The 21,514-nt window shown below is 62.0% G+C and carries 24 protein-coding genes; 8 read left to right on the forward strand and 16 right to left on the reverse strand.

Annotated features, from left to right (window positions below; all coding sequences use genetic code 11):
• Together E5W87_RS16495 and E5W87_RS16500 are read left to right on the forward strand one after the other, a co-directional pair.
• Positions 1–1,088 (forward strand): ABC transporter permease (locus E5W87_RS16495; RefSeq protein ID WP_292399367.1); only part of this gene is annotated, 1,088 nt, incomplete at its 5' end.
• Positions 1,089–1,213: 125 nt separating this feature from the next.
• Entirely contained in the window at positions 1,214–1,456 is a 243-nt protein-coding gene (locus E5W87_RS16500; protein WP_292399370.1) for a hypothetical protein, read from the forward strand.
• A 99-nt stretch (positions 1,457–1,555) separates the two neighbouring features.
• Here the strand turns inward: E5W87_RS16500 and E5W87_RS16505 are convergent, their stop codons facing one another.
• The gene (locus E5W87_RS16505; protein WP_292399373.1) at positions 1,556–2,272 is read right to left on the reverse strand and encodes a hypothetical protein; all 717 of its coding nucleotides are present in this window, start codon (positions 2,270–2,272) and stop codon (positions 1,556–1,558) included.
• Positions 2,273–2,333: 61 nt separating this feature from the next.
• Positions 2,334–3,446, reverse strand: coding sequence for an endonuclease/exonuclease/phosphatase family protein (locus tag E5W87_RS16510; RefSeq protein WP_292399376.1), 1,113 nt, complete (start codon positions 3,444–3,446; stop codon positions 2,334–2,336).
• Positions 3,447–3,610: 164 nt separating this feature from the next.
• Here E5W87_RS16510 and E5W87_RS16515 point away from each other — a divergent pair, with 164 nt between their 5' ends.
• Both E5W87_RS16515 and E5W87_RS16520 read left to right on the forward strand, forming a co-directional pair.
• Positions 3,611–4,180, forward strand: a complete 570-nt coding sequence (locus tag E5W87_RS16515) for a BA14K family protein (protein WP_292399378.1) — start codon at positions 3,611–3,613, stop codon at positions 4,178–4,180.
• A 203-nt stretch (positions 4,181–4,383) separates the two neighbouring features.
• The gene (locus tag E5W87_RS16520; RefSeq protein ID WP_292399381.1) at positions 4,384–4,668 is read left to right on the forward strand and encodes a PilZ domain-containing protein; all 285 of its coding nucleotides are present in this window, start codon (positions 4,384–4,386) and stop codon (positions 4,666–4,668) included.
• 44 nt (positions 4,669–4,712) lie between these two features.
• Here the strand turns inward: E5W87_RS16520 and E5W87_RS16525 are convergent, their stop codons facing one another.
• The 3 genes from E5W87_RS16525 to E5W87_RS16535 all read right to left on the reverse strand — a co-directional run bounded on the left by E5W87_RS16525 (position 4,713) and on the right by E5W87_RS16535 (position 7,636).
• Positions 4,713–5,693, reverse strand: coding sequence for a DUF3592 domain-containing protein (locus E5W87_RS16525; protein WP_292399384.1), 981 nt, complete (start codon positions 5,691–5,693; stop codon positions 4,713–4,715).
• Positions 5,694–5,824: 131 nt separating this feature from the next.
• The gene (ilvC, locus tag E5W87_RS16530; RefSeq protein ID WP_008876557.1) at positions 5,825–6,844 is read right to left on the reverse strand and encodes a ketol-acid reductoisomerase; all 1,020 of its coding nucleotides are present in this window, start codon (positions 6,842–6,844) and stop codon (positions 5,825–5,827) included.
• 138 nt (positions 6,845–6,982) lie between these two features.
• Positions 6,983–7,636, reverse strand: a complete 654-nt coding sequence (locus E5W87_RS16535; RefSeq protein ID WP_292399386.1) for a TetR/AcrR family transcriptional regulator — start codon at positions 7,634–7,636, stop codon at positions 6,983–6,985.
• Positions 7,637–7,804: 168 nt separating this feature from the next.
• Here E5W87_RS16535 and E5W87_RS16540 point away from each other — a divergent pair, with 168 nt between their 5' ends.
• Positions 7,805–8,233 carry a DUF1772 domain-containing protein gene (locus E5W87_RS16540; protein ID WP_292399390.1) on the forward strand — a complete coding sequence of 143 codons (429 nt, stop codon included), beginning with the start codon at positions 7,805–7,807 and terminating at the stop codon, positions 8,231–8,233.
• A gap of 34 nt (positions 8,234–8,267) precedes the next feature.
• On the opposite strand, the gene E5W87_RS16545 is transcribed toward E5W87_RS16540, so the two are convergent.
• Positions 8,268–8,726: a MarR family winged helix-turn-helix transcriptional regulator gene (locus tag E5W87_RS16545; RefSeq protein ID WP_292399393.1), complete on the reverse strand. Its 459-nt coding sequence runs from the start codon at positions 8,724–8,726 to the stop codon at positions 8,268–8,270.
• A 98-nt stretch (positions 8,727–8,824) separates the two neighbouring features.
• Between E5W87_RS16545 and E5W87_RS16550 the strand changes: the two genes are divergently transcribed.
• Entirely contained in the window at positions 8,825–9,535 is a 711-nt protein-coding gene (locus E5W87_RS16550) for a glutathione S-transferase family protein (protein ID WP_292399396.1), read from the forward strand.
• On the opposite strand, the gene E5W87_RS16555 is transcribed toward E5W87_RS16550, so the two are convergent.
• Positions 9,498–9,719 carry a hypothetical protein gene (locus E5W87_RS16555; RefSeq protein ID WP_367118833.1) on the reverse strand — a complete coding sequence of 74 codons (222 nt, stop codon included), beginning with the start codon at positions 9,717–9,719 and terminating at the stop codon, positions 9,498–9,500. The two genes, E5W87_RS16550 and E5W87_RS16555, sit on opposite strands and share 38 nt — an antisense overlap.
• A gap of 13 nt (positions 9,720–9,732) precedes the next feature.
• Positions 9,733–10,143, reverse strand: a complete 411-nt coding sequence (locus E5W87_RS16560; RefSeq protein WP_292399399.1) for a helix-turn-helix domain-containing protein — start codon at positions 10,141–10,143, stop codon at positions 9,733–9,735.
• A gap of 136 nt (positions 10,144–10,279) precedes the next feature.
• Between E5W87_RS16560 and E5W87_RS16565 the strand changes: the two genes are divergently transcribed.
• Positions 10,280–11,173 carry an SDR family oxidoreductase gene (locus tag E5W87_RS16565; RefSeq protein ID WP_292399402.1) on the forward strand — a complete coding sequence of 298 codons (894 nt, stop codon included), beginning with the start codon at positions 10,280–10,282 and terminating at the stop codon, positions 11,171–11,173.
• 259 nt (positions 11,174–11,432) lie between these two features.
• On the opposite strand, the gene E5W87_RS16570 is transcribed toward E5W87_RS16565, so the two are convergent.
• Entirely contained in the window at positions 11,433–13,346 is a 1,914-nt protein-coding gene (locus E5W87_RS16570; protein ID WP_292399404.1) for a potassium transporter Kup, read from the reverse strand.
• A 103-nt stretch (positions 13,347–13,449) separates the two neighbouring features.
• The gene (locus tag E5W87_RS16575) at positions 13,450–14,190 is read right to left on the reverse strand and encodes a pyridoxine 5'-phosphate synthase (protein WP_292399423.1); all 741 of its coding nucleotides are present in this window, start codon (positions 14,188–14,190) and stop codon (positions 13,450–13,452) included.
• 110 nt (positions 14,191–14,300) lie between these two features.
• Between E5W87_RS16575 and E5W87_RS16580 the strand changes: the two genes are divergently transcribed.
• Positions 14,301–14,705: an STAS/SEC14 domain-containing protein gene (locus E5W87_RS16580; protein WP_292399406.1), complete on the forward strand. Its 405-nt coding sequence runs from the start codon at positions 14,301–14,303 to the stop codon at positions 14,703–14,705.
• Positions 14,706–14,737: 32 nt separating this feature from the next.
• Here E5W87_RS16580 and E5W87_RS16585 read toward each other — a convergent pair whose 3' ends face one another.
• From E5W87_RS16585 to E5W87_RS16610, 6 genes are all read right to left on the reverse strand, one after another.
• Positions 14,738–15,865, reverse strand: a complete 1,128-nt coding sequence (locus E5W87_RS16585) for an ATP-dependent RecD-like DNA helicase (RefSeq protein WP_292399428.1) — start codon at positions 15,863–15,865, stop codon at positions 14,738–14,740.
• Between the two features lie 147 nt (positions 15,866–16,012).
• Positions 16,013–16,399, reverse strand: coding sequence for a nitrile hydratase accessory protein (locus E5W87_RS16590; RefSeq protein WP_292399408.1), 387 nt, complete (start codon positions 16,397–16,399; stop codon positions 16,013–16,015).
• Positions 16,386–17,045 (reverse strand): nitrile hydratase subunit beta, encoded by a 660-nt coding sequence (nthB, locus tag E5W87_RS16595; protein WP_292399409.1) that lies wholly within the window; start codon positions 17,043–17,045, stop codon positions 16,386–16,388. The genes E5W87_RS16590 and nthB overlap by 14 nt, the downstream gene beginning before the upstream one ends.
• Positions 17,042–17,659: a nitrile hydratase subunit alpha gene (nthA, locus tag E5W87_RS16600; protein ID WP_292399412.1), complete on the reverse strand. Its 618-nt coding sequence runs from the start codon at positions 17,657–17,659 to the stop codon at positions 17,042–17,044. Before nthA ends, nthB begins: the two co-directional genes overlap by 4 nt.
• A 60-nt stretch (positions 17,660–17,719) precedes the next feature.
• Positions 17,720–20,884: an efflux RND transporter permease subunit gene (locus tag E5W87_RS16605; RefSeq protein WP_292399415.1), complete on the reverse strand. Its 3,165-nt coding sequence runs from the start codon at positions 20,882–20,884 to the stop codon at positions 17,720–17,722.
• The coding region (locus E5W87_RS16610; RefSeq protein WP_292399417.1) for an efflux RND transporter periplasmic adaptor subunit at positions 20,881–21,514 on the reverse strand (634 nt) is incomplete at its 5' end. The genes E5W87_RS16610 and E5W87_RS16605, both read right to left, overlap by 4 nt.

Here is a 21,514-nt window from a genome sequence, read left to right on the forward strand (position 1 = left end):
CCACCGAGAAGGTAAAAGCCGATATCTCCAAGCTCGGCAGCAATCTGCTCGTCGTCCGTTCCGGCCGCCCGGCCGGGCCCGGCGGGCCGGGAGGGCTCGACCAGGTGGTCCGTCCGCTTGCCGAAAAGGATCTTGCAGCGCTCGTCACCCATCTGAGCGGCGCCCGCGCCATTTCGCCGGCCTCGCAAAAGCAGGTCCGCGTCATCTTCGGCACCGAAAGCCTGACATCGGGTGTCACCGGCACCGATAGCGCCTATCTCGATGCGCGCGACTGGAAGCTGGTTTCCGGCCGCCCGTTCAGCGATTCGGAGACCCGCTCGGGCACCGGCGTCTGCCTGATCGGCGAAACGGTGCGCCAGCAGTTCTTCGGCGCCGGCGACCCCGAAGGCGAGATCATTCGCGTCAATCGCACATCCTGCAAGATCATCGGCCTGCTCGAGCCGAAGGGCTATACCGGCTTCGGCCAGGACCAGGACAATGTCGTGCTGATGCCGCTCGCCGCCTATCAGCGACGCATCGCCGGCAACCGCGACATCGAGTCGATCTACGTCGCCGCCGACGACAGGACGCCGACCACCGAGCTGCTGCCGCGCGTCGAGGACATCTTGCGCGACACACGCCGCATCACGCCCGACCGTGAGGACGATTTCTCCATTCGCGACATGACCCAGATCGCCGACGCCATGGCGAGCGCCACCACGACGATGACCGGCATGCTGGGCGCGGTCGCCGGCGTCAGCCTGCTCGTCGGCGGCATCGGCATCATGAACATCATGCTGGTGTCGGTCACCGAACGCACCCGCGAGATAGGCATAAGGCTGGCCATCGGCGCGCGTGAAAAGCACATTCTCATCCAGTTCCTGGTCGAGGCGACCGTGCTGTCGCTGCTCGGCGGCGTCATCGGCATCCTGATCGGCCTGGCGCTGGCCGGCCTCGCCTCGCTGACGCTGGCCATCCCATTCGCGCCAAGCCCGGCGGTCATCCTGCTCGCTGTCGGCTTCTCGGCGCTGATCGGCATGGTGTTCGGTTTCTTCCCGGCGCTGCGCGGCGCACGGCTCGATCCGATCGACGCGCTGAGGCATGAATAGCGCCGCGCAGCGTGCGCCGCCTTCAGACGTCCCCCGAAATTTTTGCGCTGCCCTCGCCCTGCCCTCTGTCGCCGCACAGTTCACGGTGATAGCAATCGCCTTGGGGACATGGGGGGAATAATAGGATGAGCAAGAAAGAGCGAGTGATTTTGGTGACGGTGATCGTCGAGGCCGCATTGGCGGGGCTCTGGTGGTACTTGGCCAGCTATGGCATGGCCAACCCCGATCATGTCACCGCCGATTTCCAACAGGTTGTCGGTCAGACGATGGGAACGGCGATGGGGGCACTGCTGGGGATCAGCGTCATGCTGTTTTTCGTCGCCGCCCGCAACGACCGCAAAACCATCGAAAACAAAATGCGTCGTTAGAGCGACGTGCGTCCACTTGGATGCACAAAGTACGCTCTAACACTTTGAATCTGCGCATCGTGCTTTCTGAAAATCGATTCCGATTTTCGGGCCGATGCGTTAGTCCTTGTCGGCAAAATGCCACTCGATCAGTGGCTTCATGTGCGGCATCAGTCCGTCCGGCAGGTCATCGGCATTGCGGATGATGACAGGCGCTTCGATTTCCGGCTCGGCCTCGGCCGCGACAAAGGCGCTGATGCGCTGCGCGATCTCGTCGGCGGATGCCGTCTCGCGATAGCGGCGAAAGATCACCGTGCCGCTTGCTGTCGACAGGGCGTAATAACGCTTGCCGCGTGTTACGCCGGCAAGATCGAGGCCGGTTTCTTCCCGCACCTCGCGGATCATGTTGAAGTCGACATCGACAAGGCCGTCGCGGAAATCGGTTGGTTCGAACGAGCCGGCGGCGAAGTAGACGCGGCCGGCATTGACCGTATGCGTCGCCATGCGGATCGCCACCAGCGCATTGTCGCCGGCGACCAGCATGGCATGGGCATAGGCGTGCTCGGCCCCAGCCACCTGCCGATTGCTGCGCCAAAGCATGAAGGTCGAGTAGCGCACCGCATGGCAGCGGCCGACAAGGCTGCTGTCGCGATAGCTGAGCGCCGAAAGCAGCACCACGGTGCCGTCGAACAACGCCGGATTGGCCGCCATCTCACGGCCCCAGTTCTCGGCGATCGCTCGCGCATTGTCGCGTTCGAACGGATGCGGGCCGGGGTCGAGCCTGACATCGACGGCGTCGACCGGCAGGATGACGTTGCGCGGCAGGTCAAAGGTCATCGTACTCTGAGGTGTGTTGAGATTCAGGTCAGGCCGGCATCACCCTGAATATCAACACACCTCAGGCCATGTCCAGGGTGATCGCCACCGGGCAATGGTCGGACGCCTTCGGCCGGTCCCAGCCGGCACGCGGAAAGCGGTCCACCTCCTGGCCCGCCGGAAAAATCGTGCGCCAGGGCTGGCCGTTGCGGATGATGTCGGGAACGGCCGTCGCATTCTTGCCGGCCAGGCCCTTCGACAACAGGATGTAGTCGAGCTGGCACAGATGCCGCTCTTCCGGCCCGCGCGTGTGATAGAAGGTCCAACGATCCATCTCCGGCCGCCGCTCGACCGCATTCTCGCAAAAGCCGCCGGCGGTGAGCACGTTGAGGCAGGACTGGCTCTCGTTGACCACCTCGAAGCGGTAGCCGTCAAAGGCGTCGCCGGAGACCTTCACGCGCTGCCGATAATCGTTCATGTCGCCGCAGATCGCCCAATGCTTGTCGGCAGCACGATCCCCACCGAAGCGCTCCTCGATGATCCGGCGCACCGCTTGCGCCTCGGCGATGCGCAGCGGCATCGTCGCCTCGCGCCCGTCGAGACCGTTGCGGGGCGAGCCCATCGACTTGAAATGCACCAGATAAAGCGTCAGCGGCGCGCCACCGACGGTCAGGTCGATTTCCAGGCAGTCGCGCCGGAAGATGCGCTGATTGGCCTGATGCCCAAGTGCCGCCAGTTCAGACGTGTGCAAGCCGAACTGCTCGAACGTGACATAGGCATGGCTTGTCATGCGCACGAATTCGATCGGCTGGCCCTGCGCGGTCTCGTTGCGCATCATCACGGCGACGTCGATGCCGCGCGAATCGTTGCCGGCGGTGGTGTATTTCTGCCGGTAGCCATGCCCGACCATCTTGAAAAGATAGCCGTATTCGAAAGCCTTCAGCGCCTCGATGTTGTCGACCTCCTGCATGCAGATGATGTCGGCGCGGGTGGCCGCGATCGCGAGCGCCGTCAGCTGACGCGTATCGTCGGATTGCGCGATCGCCCGCGCCTGCTCCAGCATCTTGTATTCTGCCTCGCTCTGGATGTCGAAGAGCGCCAGCGTGCGATCTTCGTTGAGCTGATTGCGGTATCCGGAAAAATCGAACCTGTTCATCAGGTTTTCGACATTGAATGTGGCGAGGCGCAGCGACATGGGGTGACCTTTGCCCGCAAGCGCGCCCGAAAACAAGAGCCTGACCTGCCCGCTATGGTTGACGGAACCTTTCCGTTCATCCTCCGTTCAGGCGAGAGGTTGCATGAATGATGTTCTTCCCTGGGTATTCTGGGCGTGGGGCCTGAAATCTCTTGGAGAGTGCAATGAACTCGCTCTTTTCTTCCACGGTCAAATCCGGGCTGATAGCCCTGGGTCTCATCTCCGGCATCACCGTGCCGTCCGCGGCCGGCCCGATCATGCAGCCGGATATTTCGGTGCCCGCCAGCACCGTTGCACCGACAATCACGCCTGTCCGCGATAGCTGGGCGGGCGGCAATGACCGGCGCTTCAACAACTGGCAATGGCGTCGCCATGACGGCCGCCGTTTCTCAAGGTCGGGCAATTGGGACCGCGGTAACTGGCACCGTAGACACTGGAATGGCGGGGATGACTGGCGTTGGCGTCATCATCGCCGCCATTACCGCGGCCGCTACTACGATGATGGTGCAGGCGCCGCGATTCTGGGCTTGGGCCTGGGGCTCGGCCTTGGCAGCATGTACAACAACTACAACTACTACGATGCGCCGCCACCGCGCCGCTATTATCGTGCAGAACGGCTTTCCAGCGCTCACGTCCGGTGGTGCTATAATCGTTACCGGTCGTATCGCGCCTGGGACAACACATTCCAGCCCTATGGCGGTCCGCGCCAGCAGTGCTGGTCGCCTTACAGCTGATCGACTGAAGCATTCCAGACGGCGCCGCGCTCCCTCGCGGCGCCGTTTTTCATCTGCCTCATCTTCTCCTGAGCTAGTTTTTGTCCGGCCGGAACACCGCGACATCGTTTTCGCCGCCGACGATAACGCTATGTTTATCAGGCGGGCCTAATTATCTTGCCGACACTATCTGATATGCGACGATCGCCGGGGATGGGCGCGCGATGGCTGAAGACGAACACAGGGATCAACGCAGGCAGCGCGTCTTCAAGGGCGCGACGATCCTGACCGGCATGACCAATTCCGAGGTCACATGCACGGTGCGCAACATGCATGCCGGCGGCGCCGAACTGAAGGTCTCGATCGACGCTCGCGTGGCTGACGAATTCCTGCTCTATGTGCCGACCGACGGCATCGCCTACAAGGCAGTGGTCCGCTGGCGTCGTGAGGACCGCATCGGCGTCATGTTCACCGGCACTGCGCCAAAGCCTCACTGGCATTACGGCTGATCCCTGCCCTCTAAGCAACTGACGAAATTAGAGAAGAGAACCTCCTAGACTACCCCGACGAGCAGTGCGGCCCCGGCAAGGAAGGCAGAAGCGGAGATCCACAGGACCCAAAGCCCTCGCACCCTGCATTCGAGAACGGCCGCAGCGGGATTGGCGGGATCGTAGTGAACCTCGACCTTGTCGCCCCGGAGGTAGCGCTCAGATTGACCGCTGACGAGGCTTGGCAGCGAGGCCGTCAGGTTCGAGCCGAAAGCGACGCGATCGGCGGCATAGTGCTGGCCGACCACGCTATAGCTGTAGACGACGCGGGATTTGAAGACCGTTCGCCAAGGCCGATACCCACCGCCCTCGAACCTGTCGCGGATCTGGAAATTCTGCAGGCCCGAAGCGTCGATGCGTCCGGTGGTGACAGGCCATCTGGCCGCCCGTTCCGCGAGCGACTTCTGGGCAAAGCCAATGCGCAGGATAAACAGCCCCATGACAAGCAGCAGGACCCCCGCGCCAAGATTCTGCGGCTTGGGCAAATGCGGTCCGATCGCCTCAAGAAGGCCGCCGACGGAGAAGACCAATACAACGGCGCCAATCACCAACCCCGCCGAAAGTTGGACCATGAACTTGAGGGCGCCGTCGGGCATGGTGCGCTCGATCACGGCCTTGGCCGGATCGAACGGGTCGTAGAAAACGGTTACGTCAGCTCCCTTGGGAAACCGCGCAAGGGTTTCGGCAACGGCAAAATTTCCGAGATTCTCCTGCACGCTGTAGCGCGAACTGCGGAATGTTTTCCCGCCGACCTTGTACTCGAAGGTGATCGCCGGAAAGTTTCGAGTCTCGGTTGAACCTCTGCGTTCCGAGCCGGCTCCCGAACTGGTCACCTCGCGAGCCTCCACTCGTGACGAGACGATCTTTCCAGCTGCCGGAAGCCAGCGGCTGACCGCCCGCACCTCTTTCCACTTCAAAAACGTGACAAGGGCGAACATGCCGGCGACCACGCATGCAAACCCGATCAGTATAAGTTTGAGTTCCAAACTTGCCCCCTCGGCAAGGCGTGCCGTGCCAGCACACGCATACCACAGTGAGAACAACGCGCCTGTCATATTCGTGGAAGAGCCGGCGGATCGCTCCGCCGGCTCTTCCTACGCAAAGATGAAATTGATAATTAATTCTTCGCCTTGTCGACCAGCTTGTTCTTCGAAATCCACGGCATCATGGCGCGGAGCTTTGCGCCGACTTCCTCGATCTGGTGGCTGTCGTTGTTACGGCGGATGCCCTTGAAGCGCGACATGCCGGCGCGGTATTCCTGCATCCATTCCGAGGTGAACTTGCCGGTCTGGATATCCTTCAGCACGCGCTTCATCTCGGCCTTGGTGTCGGCGGTGATGATGCGCGGGCCCGAAACATATTCGCCCCATTCGGCGGTGTTCGAGATCGAGTAGTTCATGTTGGCGATGCCGCCTTCATAGATCAGGTCGACGATCAGCTTGACCTCGTGCAGGCACTCGAAATAAGCCATCTCAGGCGCATAGCCGGCTTCCACCAGCGTCTCGAAACCGGCGCGGATCAGTTCGACCAGACCGCCGCACAGCACGACCTGTTCGCCGAACAGGTCGGTCTCGCACTCCTCGCGGAAATTGGTCTCGATGATGCCCGAACGGCCACCGCCGACGCCGCAGGCATAGGACAAAGCCAGGTCGAGCGCGTTGCCCGAAGCGTCCTGGTTGACGGCGACCAGGCACGGCACGCCGCCGCCCTTCTGGTATTCGCCCCGCACGGTGTGGCCGGGTCCCTTCGGCGCGATCATGACGACGTCGACCGAGGCTTTCGGCTCGATCAGGCCGAAGTGCACGTTGAGGCCGTGGGCGAAAGCGATCGCCGCGCCGTCGCGGATGTTCGGCGCGATCTCGTTTTTGTAGATGTCGGCCTGCAATTCGTCCGGCGTCGCCATCATCATCAGGTCGGCCCACTTGGCGGCGTCCGCCACGCTCATCACCTTGAGCCCGTCGGCTTCGACCTTCTTGGCAGTCGCCGAGCCGGCCTTGAGGCCGATGGCGATGTCCTTGGCGCCGGAATCCTTAAGGTTGAGCGCATGCGCCCGGCCCTGGCTGCCATAGCCGATGATGGCGACCTTCTTGCCCTTGATCAGGTTGAGATCGGCATCGCGATCGTAATAGACACGCATTTTTCTTCCTTCCCGTTGTGAATTTCAGAGCATGATGCCGAAAAGTGTGAAGCGGTTTTCGGACGACATCTTGCTCTACCTCTTTGATTTAGAGCCGGATTCCGATTTCAGGTCGACTTGACCTGAAATCACCCGGCTCTAGAGGCCTTGCGGCCCGGTTTTTGCTCCGTAAAGAGCGAGAAACTGCTGCGTCGCTCGGACGGCATCACCGCCGATCGCCGCATCAGTCAGTTGCAGCCGGTCGCCGAGCAGAAGGCGAATCTGCACGTCACGAGCGACCAGCCCGAAAAAGGTGCGGAATGCCGCTTCGGCATCCGAGAACTCGAGAAGCCCGGCCTGCTGGCCAGCCTCCAGCACCGGCTTCAGGCGCCTAGCCAGCGCGAAGCGGCCGTTCTCCAGCACGATGGCGCCGAGATCGTCCTTGCCGGATCCGGCGTGACTGACCGCGACGCGGTTGAGCGCGATCGAGGTGTCGCTCGAAATCACCTTGAGCCAGTCCGAAGCGAAGCGTTCGAGGCTCGCCGTCAGCGAGGCAAGGTCGAGCCCCTTGCGGTCGACCGGCACCACTCGCACCTTGGAGGCTTGCCATTGCACCGTTGCCGTCAAAAGCCCGTCGCGATCGCCAAACCATTTGTAGAGCGTTTCCTTGGAACAGCTCGCCCGCCGCGCCACGGCAGTCATGGTCAACTGATCGCCCTCCTCGACCAGCAGGCGAAGGGCAGCGTCGAGCACAGCTTTCTGCCGCTCCGTCAGCACCTCGCTGGTCTCGATGTCGGCGCTTGCCTGCAACAAACTCTTTTCCTGCTCGAAGACGGCAGGATTCACCCGAATCCAGTACCGTACGTTACGGTTCGGCATCTCTATGGCGTATTGTCCGAACCGGTGCAAGCCCCTATCTCCATTTTGACGCCTCCAAAGAAAAACGGCCCCTTACGGGGAACGGCGTATCACGGAGGGAAGATGCTCATCGGCCTGCTCGCCTTGACCGTTACCGCCGCTTTCGCCGGCGCCGCCATCTATGTCAGCGTCGCCGAGCAGCCGGCGCGGCTTCGCCTCGATGACCGAGCACTGCTGCAGGAATGGCAGCCCGCTTACAAGCGCGGCGCCGCCATGCAGGCGTCGATCGCCGTTGTAGCCTGTGTTCTTGGTCTCGTTGCCTGGTGGCAGACCGGCAATCTCGCCTATCTGGTCGGGGCGGTGCTGATCATCCTTCCCTGGCCATGGACGCTGATCGCAATGATGCCGACAAACCGATTGCTGGAGGCAATGGACGCGGCCGCCGTCAATCCGAAGGCCCGGGCATTGATCGTCAAATGGGGCAATCTGCATCTGGTCCGCGTCGCGCTTGGCGTTCTGGCGGCATTGGCATTTCTGTGGGGCAATGCCTGACGGCTGCAACCGACCTTAAGCGCCAAAGGCTACATCACTCCAGGGCGGCTGGATGGCGCAGCCGTCCAAGCAAAGCCGACAAGGTTTCCAGGTCATCGTTGGAAAGCCTGGCGCCGACCAACTCTGTGATCGATCGCCCGTAGACGGCCCACATGCGGCGGCGCGTCTCACGGCCTTTCTCGGTAATGCGGATAGTCTGTCCTCGCCCGTCATCGGCAACCCTGAGCTTCTCGACCAGCCCGTCCGCTTCGAGCCGCGCCAGCAGCCGGGAGAGGTTGTATTGCGCAAACAGTGTGCGTTCGATCAGCTGGAATGGCCGCAAGCCGACCTCACCCGCTTCGGCAAGCTCATGCAGCACGTCGTGCCAGGCAAGCGGCGGTAAGCTGCTGTCCTTCAGCGCGTCTTCGGCTCTTTCCACCAATTGGCGCGAAACGCGCATCAGGCGTGCCCAGGTCTTGATGGCCGCGGGCGAAGGATTGGTTTTCTCCGTCATGATCGCAGCATAGGCGATAGATGCAATTGCATCAAGCTTGCCAGTGGATGCAAATGCATCTATATAGATGCAACTGCATTGATACCGGAGACACTGCCATGACCCACAAGCTCGTTCTCGTAAGCCACCACCTTTGTCCCTACGTACAGCGCGCGGCGATCTCGCTTGCCGAAAAGGACGTGCCGTTCGAACGCCTCACCATAGATCTCGCCAACAAGCCGGCTTGGTTCAAGGCGATATCGCCGCTCGGCAAGGTGCCGCTGCTTCGCGTGCAGCGGAATGGCGAGGAAACGGTGATTTTCGAGTCGGCGGTCATCCTCGAATTTCTCGAGGAAACGCAACGGTCCCCGCTTCATCCTGCCGACCCGCTGGCCCGCGCCCGCCATCGCGCCTGGATCGAGTTCGGCTCGGCCACCCTCAACGCGATCGGCCGGCTCTATTCCGCACCGAGCGAGGCCGCCTTCCTTGCCGAAAGCGAAAGTCTGTCGGCGATGTTTGATCGTCTCGAAGCGGAACTGGCGACTGGCCGAACGGGGCCATGGTTCGCCGGCGAGCGCTTTTCATTGGTCGATGCTGTCTATGGACCAATCTTTCGCTATTTCGACGCCTTCGAGCGGATCGGCGATTTCGGCATCCTGAACGGAAAGCCGCTTGTCGAGGCCTGGCGCAAGGAATTGCATGAACGCAAGTCGGTGAAGGACGCCGTTACCCCGGATTATCCACAGCGCCTTCATGCATTCCTGCAAGCGAAGGGTTCGCATCTTTCGAAACTCATCCGCCACAACGAGGCAGCCACTGCGCTTCCTTGATCTCGATCCGCCTGAACGGATCGACCACGGTTCCAGCCACGATCGAGGCAAGGATGTTTGGCGCCGGCGGGATTCTTGCCACTGACGCCACCAGCCTGTCGCGGACGAACGGCATCGCGGTCGAATCCGACTGGTAGAACGGCGTCAGGATCAGCGCCAGCGCCTGGCAGACCGGACGTGCCACCGCCGCGCCTGGGTTAGGCCTCGGTAGCGTCGAAAGCGTTCCGCGCGTCGCGCACAGCGCCATGATTGAGCTCGGCCCACTGGAGCAGCTGGTGCAGGGGCCCGAACATCGAGCGTCCGAGATCGGTCAGACTGTATTCGACGCTCGGCGGCTTGGTCGGGAACACCTCGCGATGGACGTAACCGTCGCGCTGCAAATCGTGCAGCGTCTGGGTGAGCATGCGCTGTGAAATGTCGGGTACCAGTCGCCGCAATTCGCCGAACCGGTACGGCTTTTCTGCCAGCGCCATCATCAGCAGCGAACTCCATTTGTTGCTGATGCCCTGGATCACATCGCGAACCGGACAGTCCGCAATGTGCCCCCCGCCGCTGCCCGCTTTATAGATCTCGAGTTTCGATCTCAGACTGACGATCTTGCTGTCCATCGCTGGTTCCCTGCGCCTGCCTACCTCCCGCAAAACTGCCTTCTTTACGAGGGTCGGTCAATTCCTATTTTAGTGCTGGTCTCTTTTTGAGACTTATATAAGCACCCGCCGCTCCGGCGCAACGACAGGACTTCCCATGACCAAAACCCTTCTCGTCACCGGCGCCTCCGGCCAGCTCGGCCGCGGCGTCATCCATCATCTGCTGGATACGCTCAAGGTCCCGCCCGCATACGTCATCGCCACCACACGCAACCCCGAAAATCTCGCCGACCTGGCGGCGCGTGGCATCGCCGTCAGGGCCGCCGACTTCGACGACACGGCATCGCTGGCCACCGCATTCAGGGGCGCCGACAGCGTTCTGATCATCTCGACCGGCGAAATCGACCTGCTTCACGGCAAGCGGCTGAAGCAGCATGAGAATGCGGTCGCTGCGGCCAAGCAGGCCGGCGTTTCGCATCTGCTCTACACCTCGATGCCCAATCCTGAGCCAGGATCGCCGGTGCTGTTTGCGGGCGATCACTACGGCACCGAACAGGCAATCAAGGCGAGCGGCATCCCCTACACGATCTTCCGTAACGGCTGGTATCAGGAGAACCTGTTCATGTCGCTGCCACACGCCATTGCCTCGGGGCAGTGGTACACATCAGCGGCCGACGGCCGCATCGCCCATGGCGCCCGCGACGACATGGCCGCAGCGATCGCCGCCGGCCTTGCCTCAGGCGCCACCGAAAGCACGACGTACACGCTGACCGGCCCGCAGGCCCGTACGATCGCGGAGATCGCGTCCCTGGTGACCGACATCACCGGCAAGCCGATCGAGGTCATCCAGCTTTCGGACGAGGCCCTGACCGAAGGGCTGAAGGCGGCAGGCGTTCCCGAAGGCTTCGCCCCCATCATCGTTTCCTTCGACACCAACACAAGATCCGGCCGCATCAACATGGTGACGGACACGATCGAGGCGCTTTCAGGCAAAAAACCGCAATCGCTGAAGCAATTTCTTGAAGCGAACAAGGCAGCGCTAGCCGGCTGAAGTCGGCCGTGGTCAGGGGCATGTCGAAATTCAGGTCAGGCCGAGTCGAGAATGGTGGATTCCGAGAACCGGAACGAAGCGGACATTTGGTCCGTGAGTACCGGAAGCGCAAGAACCCACCGTTCGCAGGCATTAGAGCGACGTGCGTCCATCCGGACGCACAAAGTACGCTCTAACACTTCTCAGTTTCACATCGTGCTTTCCGAAAATCGATTCCGATTTTCGGGCCGATGCAGCCTCACCTGAATATCGGCATGCCCTAGATAGCCACCTGCGTCCCGATCTCAACCACACGTCCGGTCGGGATCTGGAAATACTCGGTCGCATCCGCTGCCGTGCGCGCCAGCCCGATGAACAGCTTGTCCTGCCATACCGGCATGCCGGAATTGGGTGATGCCTTAAGCGAGCGCCGCGACAGGAAGAAAGACGTCGTCATGATGTCGAACTTCCAGCCCTGCTTGCGGCAGATCGCCAGCGCACGCGGAATGTTGGGCTGCTCCATGTAGCCGAAGGTCAGCGTCACCCGCATGAACAGCTCGTTGATTGTTTCCATCTTGACCCGATCGCTATCGGGCACGAGGGGCTGCTGCGCAGTGACCACCGACAGGATGACGTTCTGTTCGTGCAGCACCTTGTAGTGCTTCAGGCTGTGCATCAGCGCGGTCGGCGCGCTGACCGGATCACTGGTGAGGAACACGGCCGTACCGGACACCAGCTGCGGTTTCTTCTTCAACAGATTGCCGGCAAGGAAATCGAGCGGAATCTCGTTCCTGCGCGTCTTGTCGAAGAGATAGTGACTCCCGCGTATCCAGGTCCACATGATCAGCCCCATGATACAGGCGACAGTGATTGAAACCCATCCGCCTTCCACGAATTTCACAATGTTTGCCAGGAAGAAACCGGTGTCTATCGTGCCAAAGAGCAGCGCGAGCGCCGCGGCGAGCGCGACCTTCCATTTCCATTGCCACCGCATCACCACGAATAGCAAAATGGTCGTCATCAGCATTTCGCCTGTCACCGAAATTCCATAGGCGGAAGCGAGCGAACTCGAACTGCCAAAGCCGACGACGAGCAGCATTACGCCCAGCGCGATAATGAGATTCACGCGCGGCATGTAAATTTGGCCGAGTTGCATCTCGGAAGTATGCTGAACTTCGATTCTGGGCAGAAGATTGAGCTGCACCGCCTGCCGGGTCAGCGAAAACGCGCCGGAGATAACCGCCTGACTGGCGATAACGGTCGCTGCTGTTGCGAGCGCGACCATCGGTACCAGTGCCCAATCCGGCAGCATCTGAAAGAAAGGGTTATCGGGCACGCCACCGTGAGCCAGAACGAATGCGCCTTGCCCAAAATAGCTGAGTAGCAGACAGGGGAAGACAATCCAAAACCAGGCTAGCACGATCGGTCGGCGGCCGAAGTGGCCGAGATCGACGTACAGTGCTTCAGCACCTGTGACCGCCAGAAAAACCGCGCCGACTGTAAGAAATGCGCCCGTCTTGGCTTCGGCAAGGTAGACGACTGCGTAATAGGGATTGATCGCCAAAAGTACCGAGGGGTCGTCAAGAATGTGCAGCAATCCGGCAATGCCGATCGCCAGAAACCAGAGCGCCGTCACAGGGCCGAAAACGGAGGCCACTCTACCGGTCCCGAAGCGCTGCACGGCAAACAAGACCGCAAGAATCACCAATGTAATGGGGACCACGTACGGATCGAACGCCGGGGTCACGACCCTCAGCCCTTCCACCGCTGAAAGCACCGAGATGGCTGGCGTTATGATCGCGTCGCCGAAAAACAATGCGGCTCCGCAGAGACCAATGGCAAGAATGACGCCGGAACCAGCCGGATAGGCTTTCCGGGCCAGCGCCATGAGCGACAGGGTGCCGCCCTCGCCTTTATTATCCGCCCGAAGCACGAAAGCGACATATTTTATTGTCACGATAATCGTGAGTGCCCAGACGATCAGCGACAGAATGCCCAGAACGGCACTGCGCGGATCGGTGCCGGACGAAGCATGCAGTGCCTCGCGAAGCGCATAGATCGGACTGGTGCCGATGTCGCCATAGACCACGCCGAGCGCGCCCAGCATCAGAACCTTGGTGCTGTGCTGTCCAACTTCAGAATGGCTTGATTGTTCGACGGGTTCTGCCTCACTACCACTATTGGTAAGGGCCATGGACAACACTCCGATAAGCGCGCGGTGCTCTACGCTTGCTGCGATGCAATATCAAGTGCCCCAACGTGATGGCTGCCATGTCCGCAAAGCGAGGCTTCCATCTCTACCACCCACAGGCCTTCAGAAATCTTTTGACCGTGCCGGCCATGCCATACTCCAACGCATCGGCTGTCAACCCATGTCCGATAGACACTTCGGCCAACGCCGGGATGCGCTTTGCCAGTGCCGGCAGGTTGCTCACCACCAGATCATGCCCGGCATTGACCTGAAGCCCGGCGGCAAGTGCGGCATCGGCGGTTTTTCCCAATCTTTCCAGCTCCTTCGCAGCTTTCCCCGAATCGGAATGATAGCTGCCATACGGACCCGTATAGAGCTCGATCCGGTCGGCGCCGGTGTCGCGCGCGGCCCTCACGCCTGCTGGATCCGAATCAGAAAACAACGACACGCGAATGCCGGTTTTCTTCAGGCGTTTGACGATCGGTGTCAGGAACGCCGCGTCGGCAACGAAGTTCCAGCCGTGGTCGGAGGTGGCCTGCGCAGGGTCGTCCGGCACCAGCGTCACCTGCTCCGGCTGGTGCTTTTCCACAAGCGCCAGGAAATCCTCGCTTGGATAGCCCTCGATGTTGAACTCTGCCCTGGGGAATTCGTCGTCGATCAGCGCCCTGATCCCCGGCAGGTCGGAATGCCTGGTGTGCCGTTCGTCGGGCCGCGGATGCACAGTCAGCCCATGGGCGCCCGCGGCAAGTGCGATGCGTCCGAGCCCGATCACGCTTGGCCACGGCAGATCGCGCCGGTTGCGCAGCATGGCAATGGCATTGAGATTGACGGAAAGTTTTGCAGGCATTTTGCGGGTCCGGCTGATCTTGTCGCGCATCTATACCGCCTTTGACGGGAACAGACAGGGGGTTTCCGGTGTTCCAGAAGGATGGATAATGGCCAGCAAGAGGAAGAGCCGTGAATTATCTTGAAGCCGTGCCGGCGGTTCGCCGTATCGACACCGACCGCGACGACCTTTTCGCCATCGACGTCGTCGGCCATGTCGCGGGAGCCGACGCGGAAAATCTGTTCGGTTTGCTGGAGGCGGCTTACGCGCTGCACCCGAAAATCGACGTGCTGGTGCGCCTGATCGATCATGATGGCGTCGATTGGGTCGATGTGTCGGACGAAACGCTTGAACAGGGCACGGCTCATGCCGTGGAGCATGTCGGCCGCTGCGCTGCGGTCGGCGAGCCGAACTGGGTACCCGAAGCGCAGAGCTTGCTGTCTGCTTCCTCGCCGGTCGAGCTCAGGCATTTCGAGGCAGAGGACGAAGCATCCGCCTGGGCATGGCTCGGCGCCAAACCGCTTGCCCCACGGTGATGCAGCTCCAGTCCCCAGGCGACTCCACCCGCCTATCTGACAATCGTCAGTCGCTCGGCCGCGCGCGTGATCGCGGTGTAGAGCCAGCGCTGGCGGGTTTCCTTGAATGCCCAGCTTTCGTCGAAAAGCACGATCTCGTTCCACTGCGATCCCTGCGCCTTGTGCACGGTCAGCGCGTAGCCATAGTCGAAATCGTCGAAGCGCTTTTTCTGCTGCCAGGGAATATCGGCGTCCGGATCCTCGAACGCCGCCTTGAGCAGCTTGATCTTGGCGACGCCGCGGTCCGGGTCGTCCTCCTCCGGTGAGACCAGCAAATTGATGCCGGGCTTCACCGTCTCGCGCGACGAAGTCATCACCTTCCACAGCGAACCGTTGAGCAGTCCCTTGGCCGGGTCGTTGCGCAGACAGACGAGCTTGTCGCCTGCTTGGGGATAATCGGCATTGAATCCCTTCAGTTCGCGCAGCCGCTGATTATAGCGACGTCGCGTCCTGTTGGTGCCGACGAGCACCTGGTCCGCCTTCAGCACCAGGTCCTGGGTGACGTCTTCCTTGCCTATCACCTGCGCCATGCCATAGTCGCCGCGCATGAATTCGCGGCCCTCGCGCACGTCTAGCGCCAGCCGGACGATCGGATTGTCGCGCGCCTGCCGGTGGATTTCGGTGAGCAGAATATCCGGCTCGTGGTCGGTGAAGAAGCCGCCGCCCGAGATTGGCGGCAACTGGCCGGGATCGCCGAGAACAAGGATCGGCGTGCCGAAACTCAAGAGGTCACGGCCAAGCTGTTCATCGACCATCGAGCATTCGTCGATGACGACGAGCTTGGCCCGCGAGATCGGGCTTTGCCGGTTGAGCGAAAAGGTTGGCGACATCGAGGTCTTGCCGGTCACCTCGTCCGCTACCGATTCCTCGCCCTTCGGCCGGTAGATCAGCGAATGGATGGTGCGGGCATTGAGCGCGCCCTTGGAACGCAGCACTTGCGCCGCCTTGCCGGTGAAGGCTGCGAACTGCACCTGGCCGTCGACATGCTCGGCGAAATAGCGCGCCAGCGTCGTCTTGCCGGTGCCGGCATAGCCGAACAGCCGGAAGAGCTGCGGCTTTCCGGTCTTGAGCCAGTTGGCGACCGCTTTGAGCGCTTCGTCCTGTTGAGGAGAGAATTCCATCAGCGCGAGAGACCGGATTCGCGAGGGAAAGACAAGGCCGACGGCCACCGCCACCGATCATCGGCGGCGAACCGCACCGCCTCCAATGACTCAAGCTATCAGGCAGAGATTGGAACGTAAAGAGAACAAAGATCGGTCAGCCACAACCTATCCGGTCGGGCCGCCACGGCCTTCGGTCGGGCTGGGATCGTTCTCGAGCAGGATCGGCTTGCCATGCGGCGTTGCATGCGCGGCGCGCTCCCAGGCGGCAGCGAGCGCATCGACGTCGCCCCTACCGGCAACGCCTTTGGCCGACAGCACCTTTTCCAGCGCCGTCAGCCAGTGCTCGTAATAGTCGTGGCCATCGCTCGCGGCACCCGGCTTCTTGACCTCGGCAGACAAAGCCTCCGCCCATTCGCTCCACGAAAACAGGCCCTTGTCGTGCAGCGCAACCGTCATGGCAAAGGCTTCCGCTTGCCACGGCTCGGCGAAGACCGGCTCATCGACGCCCAAAGGCAGAGCGGCGGTTTTTGAGTTCGCCTCACGCCGGTTCAAGATAGCTGTCCCAGGCGTCGATCGACACGGTCAGCGTCGGGTCGGCGCCCTCGCCCCAGATCTCCGCGCCGTCAAAAACCACCGTATAGACCCGTTGCGGATTTTCGCCCTGGCCGTGCGCATTGGTATCGGGGAAGACAAAACCGTCGCGCACCGCCTCCACGGCGCCTTGCTTGCCGCGCGCATAGCGCGGCAGCCTTGTGTGACCGGCCGGATGGAAATTCTTCGTCCGCACGAGGTCGCCTGGTTTGAATCGCGCCAGTGTGGCAACCGGCCGGTCGCAGGGGCCGCCCTTGGCCAGCACCGCCGGCACGTTTTCGGCCTTCAGCACCCGCTTTGGCGTCGCCGCTGGATCGACCGCCTTGCCCGCGGCCAGATCGCGATCGCTGACGAAGCCGTGTCGCTTCAGCAGGGTTTCCAGCGCCTTGATCCAAATCTGGTAATAGCTGGAAGCATAATAGTCGGCGGGGTGCAGCGATTCCCTCGCATGCCGGCTCTCGTCGATATTCCAGGCGCCCATGGCGCCGGCGCACAGCGTCACGCCCAGCGCCCGCCTTTCCCAGTCGGCATGGAAATAGGGTTCGTCCTTTTCGGGTGCGACCGGCCCGAACCCCATCTGTCCGCCGAGATCCTGCGGCCCGTTCATGCCGGCTCCCTCGCCAGTCCGGTGCCGATCATGGCGTCGCGCGTCACCAGATCCGCCAGCCGCTCCTCGCTCCAGCCGTCGGTGCCATCAGGCCGCATCGGCACGACCAAGTAACGCAGCTCGGCGGTGGAATCCCATACCCGGATTTTTGTCGTCCTCGGCAGCGTCAGCCCGAATTCCTCAAGCACGCCGCGCGGATCGATCACTGCGCGCGAACGATAGGGCGGCGCCTTGTACCACACCGGGGGCAACCCAAGCACCGACCACGGGTAGCACGAGCACAGTGTGCAGACGACGAGATTGTGCGTGTCCGCCGTGTTGAAGACGGCCTGCATGTGCTCGCCTTGCCGGCCGGTGTAGCCGAGCGAGCCGATCGCCGCCGTCGCGTCGCGTTTCAGCACGGCGGCAAAGTCAGGGTCGGCCCAGGCCTTCGCCACCACCTTGGCACCGTTGCGCGGACCGATTTTTGTCTCGTAGGTATCGACGATCACGTCGATCGCGGCCGGATCGATCAGCCCTTTCTGGGTGAGGATCGTCTCCAGCGCGCGCACCCGGGCGGCAAAAGGGTCAAGCTCGTTATCGTGCTGGTGATCATGGTTGTGGGACATGGCCATAAAACTACGACTGCAAGCATCTCACCGCAAGCGCCGCGGCTTGGGCCAGCCCATCGGCCTCTATTCCGCTGCCGCCTTCTGCGGCTCGCCCTGCAACTCTTCTCCGCCCTCGAAAAGCGACGGCTGGTCGACGGCTTCGATGGGTGGCTGCTCGTCCCGACGCCTCGGCCACAGCCCGACAAGCCAACCGGAGAAATGCTCCATGTAGACATAGATGACCGGCGTGACGAACAGCGTCAGCGCTTGCGAAGCGACGAGGCCGCCGACCACCGCCACGCCGAGCGGCTGGCGCAGTTCGGCGCTGGCGCCGGTGCCGAGCGCGATCGGGATCGTGCCCATCAGCGCAGCCAGCGTCGTCATCATGATCGGACGGAAGCGCATCAGGCAGGCTTTGTGAATGGAATCGAGCGGCGACATTCCCTCGCGTCTGAGTTCGAGCGCGACGTCGATCATCATGATGCCGTTCTTCTTGACGATGCCGATCAGCATCAGGATGCCGATGACCGCGATCACCGAAAGGTCCATCCCCGCAAGCCGCAATGCCACCAGTGCGCCGAGCACCGCCGATGGCAGTCCGGTCAGGATGGTGAGCGGGTGGATAAAGCTCTCGTAGAGGATACCGAGGACGATGTAGATGGTCAGGATCGCGCCGCCGATCAGCAGGCCCTGGTTGGCAAGCGAATCCTGGAAGGTTTTCGCCGTGCCCGAAAAAGTGGTCGAGATCGTCGCCGGCATGCCGATCTTTTCCTTCAGCGCATTGATGTGGGTCACGCTGTCACCGAGCGCGACGCCTTGCGGCAGATTGTAGGAGATGGTCACCGCCGGAAGCTGGCCGAGTTGATTGACGGTCAGCGCACCGGCGGTCCGATCGACACGAGCGAAAGCGCCGAGCGGCACCAGGCTGCCGCTGGCCGTTCTCACCTTGATCGCCAGCATCCGTTCGGGCGACCACTCGATCCTCGAGTCGAGCTCCATGATCACCTCATAGCTGTCGGCCGAACCGAAGATGGTCGACACCTGCTCGGTGCCGAAACCGCCATAGAGACTGGAGCGCAGCGTATCGGTGTCGACGCCGAGCGTCGCCGCCTTGTCGCGGTCGACCACCAGCGCCGCCTGCAAGGCGTTATTTTGCAAATCATTGGTGACGTCGGTGAAGGCGCTGTGGTCGGCGGCCATCGCGTCGGTGAGCTTCTGCGCCCAAACGTCCGCCGCGCCGATGTCGAGGCCCTGCACAACCAGCTGATAGGCGCTGGCCGAAGCGCGCGCGCCGAGCCGCAGATTCTGCACCGGCTGCATGAAGGTTTCGATGCCCGGGACATTGGCCAGCTGCCGCCGCAGATCCGAGAGCACCTTGTCGAGATCGGGGCGCTGGTCCTTGTCCTTCAACTGCACATAGAGCCGGCCCTGGTTGAGCGCATTGTCTCCGCTGCCTACCGACCACCCGACATGCGAGACATAAGGTGAATGGGTGAAGACATCAGCCACTTGCCTCTGCAGCTTCACCATGGCGTCGAACGAGATGTCCTGGCGCGCGGTGGTCGTCACCGAAATCTGGCCGATATCCTCCTGCGGGAAGAAGCCCTTCGGCGAGGTCTGGATCAGCCAGACCGACATTGCGGCCGTCCCGACGAAGACGAGAAAAACTAGAAAACTGTGCCGCAGGCAGAAGGTCAGCAGCCAATCATAGCCCCGCATGAAGACATTGTGTTTGTGACCTCCACCCTGCGCCGCTTCGCGCTCGGCCTTCGACACAGACAAAAGCCGCGAACACAGCATCGGCGTCAGCGTCAGCGACACGAACATCGACGCCAGGATGGCAACCGTCACCACCACTGCGAATTCGTTGAAGATGCGCCCGATCACTCCGCTCATCAAAAGCACGGGGATGAACACCGCCACCAGCGAGATCGAGATCGAAATGATGGTGAAGCCGATTTCACGGGCGCCCTTGAGCGCCGCGTCGAGGGCCGAGAGCCCATCCTCCTCCATGTGGCGGAAGATGTTCTCCAGCATGACGATCGCGTCGTCGACGACAAGGCCGACCGCCAGCGTCAGACCCATCAGCGAGATGTTGTCGATGGAAAAGCCGAACAGGAACATGGCGCCGAGCGTGGCGATCAAGGAGATCGGCACCGCCACCGCCGGGATGATCGTCGCCGTTACCCGGCGCAGGAACAGGAAAATTACCGTCACCACCAGCGCGATGGTGAGCAGCAGCGTGAACTGCACGTCGTCGACCGCCTCGCGGATCGAAGTCGAGCGGTCATTGAGCAGCTGGATGCTAGCCGCCGCCGGCATTTGATCCTGGAAGGACGGCAGCATCGCCTTGACGCGGTCGACGACGTCGACGGTGTTGGCATCGGGCTGGCGCTGCACGGCCATGATGATCGCGCGGGTGCCGTCATACCAGCTGGCCGTCGTCGTGGTCTCGACCGAATCGATGACGCGGGTCACCTCGCCAAGCCGCACCGGATGGCCGTTCTTGGTGGCTATGATGATGTTGGAAAATCCCGCCGCATTGGTCAGCTGCGTATTGGCGGTGATCGTAAGCTGCTGCTTATTGTTCTGCAGCACGCCGAGCGGCGTGTTGCTGTTCGCCGAGGCGATCGCCGTCTGCAGCTGGTCGATCGAAATGCCTCGTGCGGCGAGCGCCGTCGGATCGATCTGGACGCGCACGGCGTATTTCTGCTGCCCAAAGATCGAGACCTGCGCCACGCCGTCGATCGTCGACAGCGACGGCGAGATCACGTTCTCGGCGAAGGCATCGAGATCGGTCAGCGGAACCGTATCGCTGACCAGCGACATCAGCAGGATCGGCGCATCGGCCGGATTGACTTTGCGATAGCTCGGCGGGCTGGTCATCTCGGGTGGCAATTGCCGCTGCGTTCGCGCGATCGCCGCCTGCACGTCGGCCGCCGCGGCGTCGATGTCGCGGTTGAGCACGAACTGAATGGCGATCGAGGTCGAGCCGAGCGAGTTGGTCGTCGAGATCGAGTCGATGCCGGCGATGGTGGCGAATTGCTTGATCAACGGTGTTGCCACCGAGGTCGCCATGGTTTCCGGCGAGGCGCCGGGCAGCGAGGCCGAGACGTTGACCACCGGAAACTCGGCGCTCGGCAGGGCGGCCACCGGCAGGAACTTGTAAGCGAACAGCCCGCCCAGCACGAGCGCGAAGGACATGAGCAAGGTGGCGACGGGCCTGCGGATGCAGAACTCGGAGATCATGGACGCGCCTCGCCAGTCTCGGCAACCTTGGGAGACGCTTGATCACCAGGCCCGGTCGAAGCTTCGGCTTCGCGGACCGGCGAGCCGTTCTTCAGCCTTGTCTGGCCCTCGACGACGACACGTTCGCCGCTCTTCAGCCCCTCGCCGATAGCGCTATTGTCGCCTTCGGTCAGCGCCACCTGCACGGGCCGCATCTCCACCGTGTTGTCAGGCTTGATCACATAGACGAACGGCCCCTTCTGGCTGGGCTGCACCGCGACCGTGGGAACGGAGGTCATTTGCGGCATGATGCCGGCATCGAGCACGACATTCACATATTGGCCCGGCCACAACGAAAGATCGGCGTTGGGCACGCTGGCCCTCGTTGCGATCGTGCCGGAGGCCGTGTCGACGCTGGAATCGACGAAATCGAGGGTTCCCTTGCCGATCGGCGTCGGATCGCCGTCCCTGGTCAGCGTGACCGCGCCTTCCTGCGGCGCCGCCAGCGCCTTGTGCAGCAAGGCAAGATCGCTTTCCGGAAGATTGAAGTTCACCTGCAGCGGGTCCACCTGGGTGATGGTCACCAGCGGGGTCGATGTGCTGTTGCCGTTGCTGGTAGTAACGAGATCGCCAATGGCGACGCTGACCGCG

It is taken from the genome of Mesorhizobium sp. (assembly GCF_004962925.1).
In the GTDB taxonomy this organism is placed as follows: Bacteria; Pseudomonadota; Alphaproteobacteria; order Rhizobiales; family Rhizobiaceae; genus Mesorhizobium.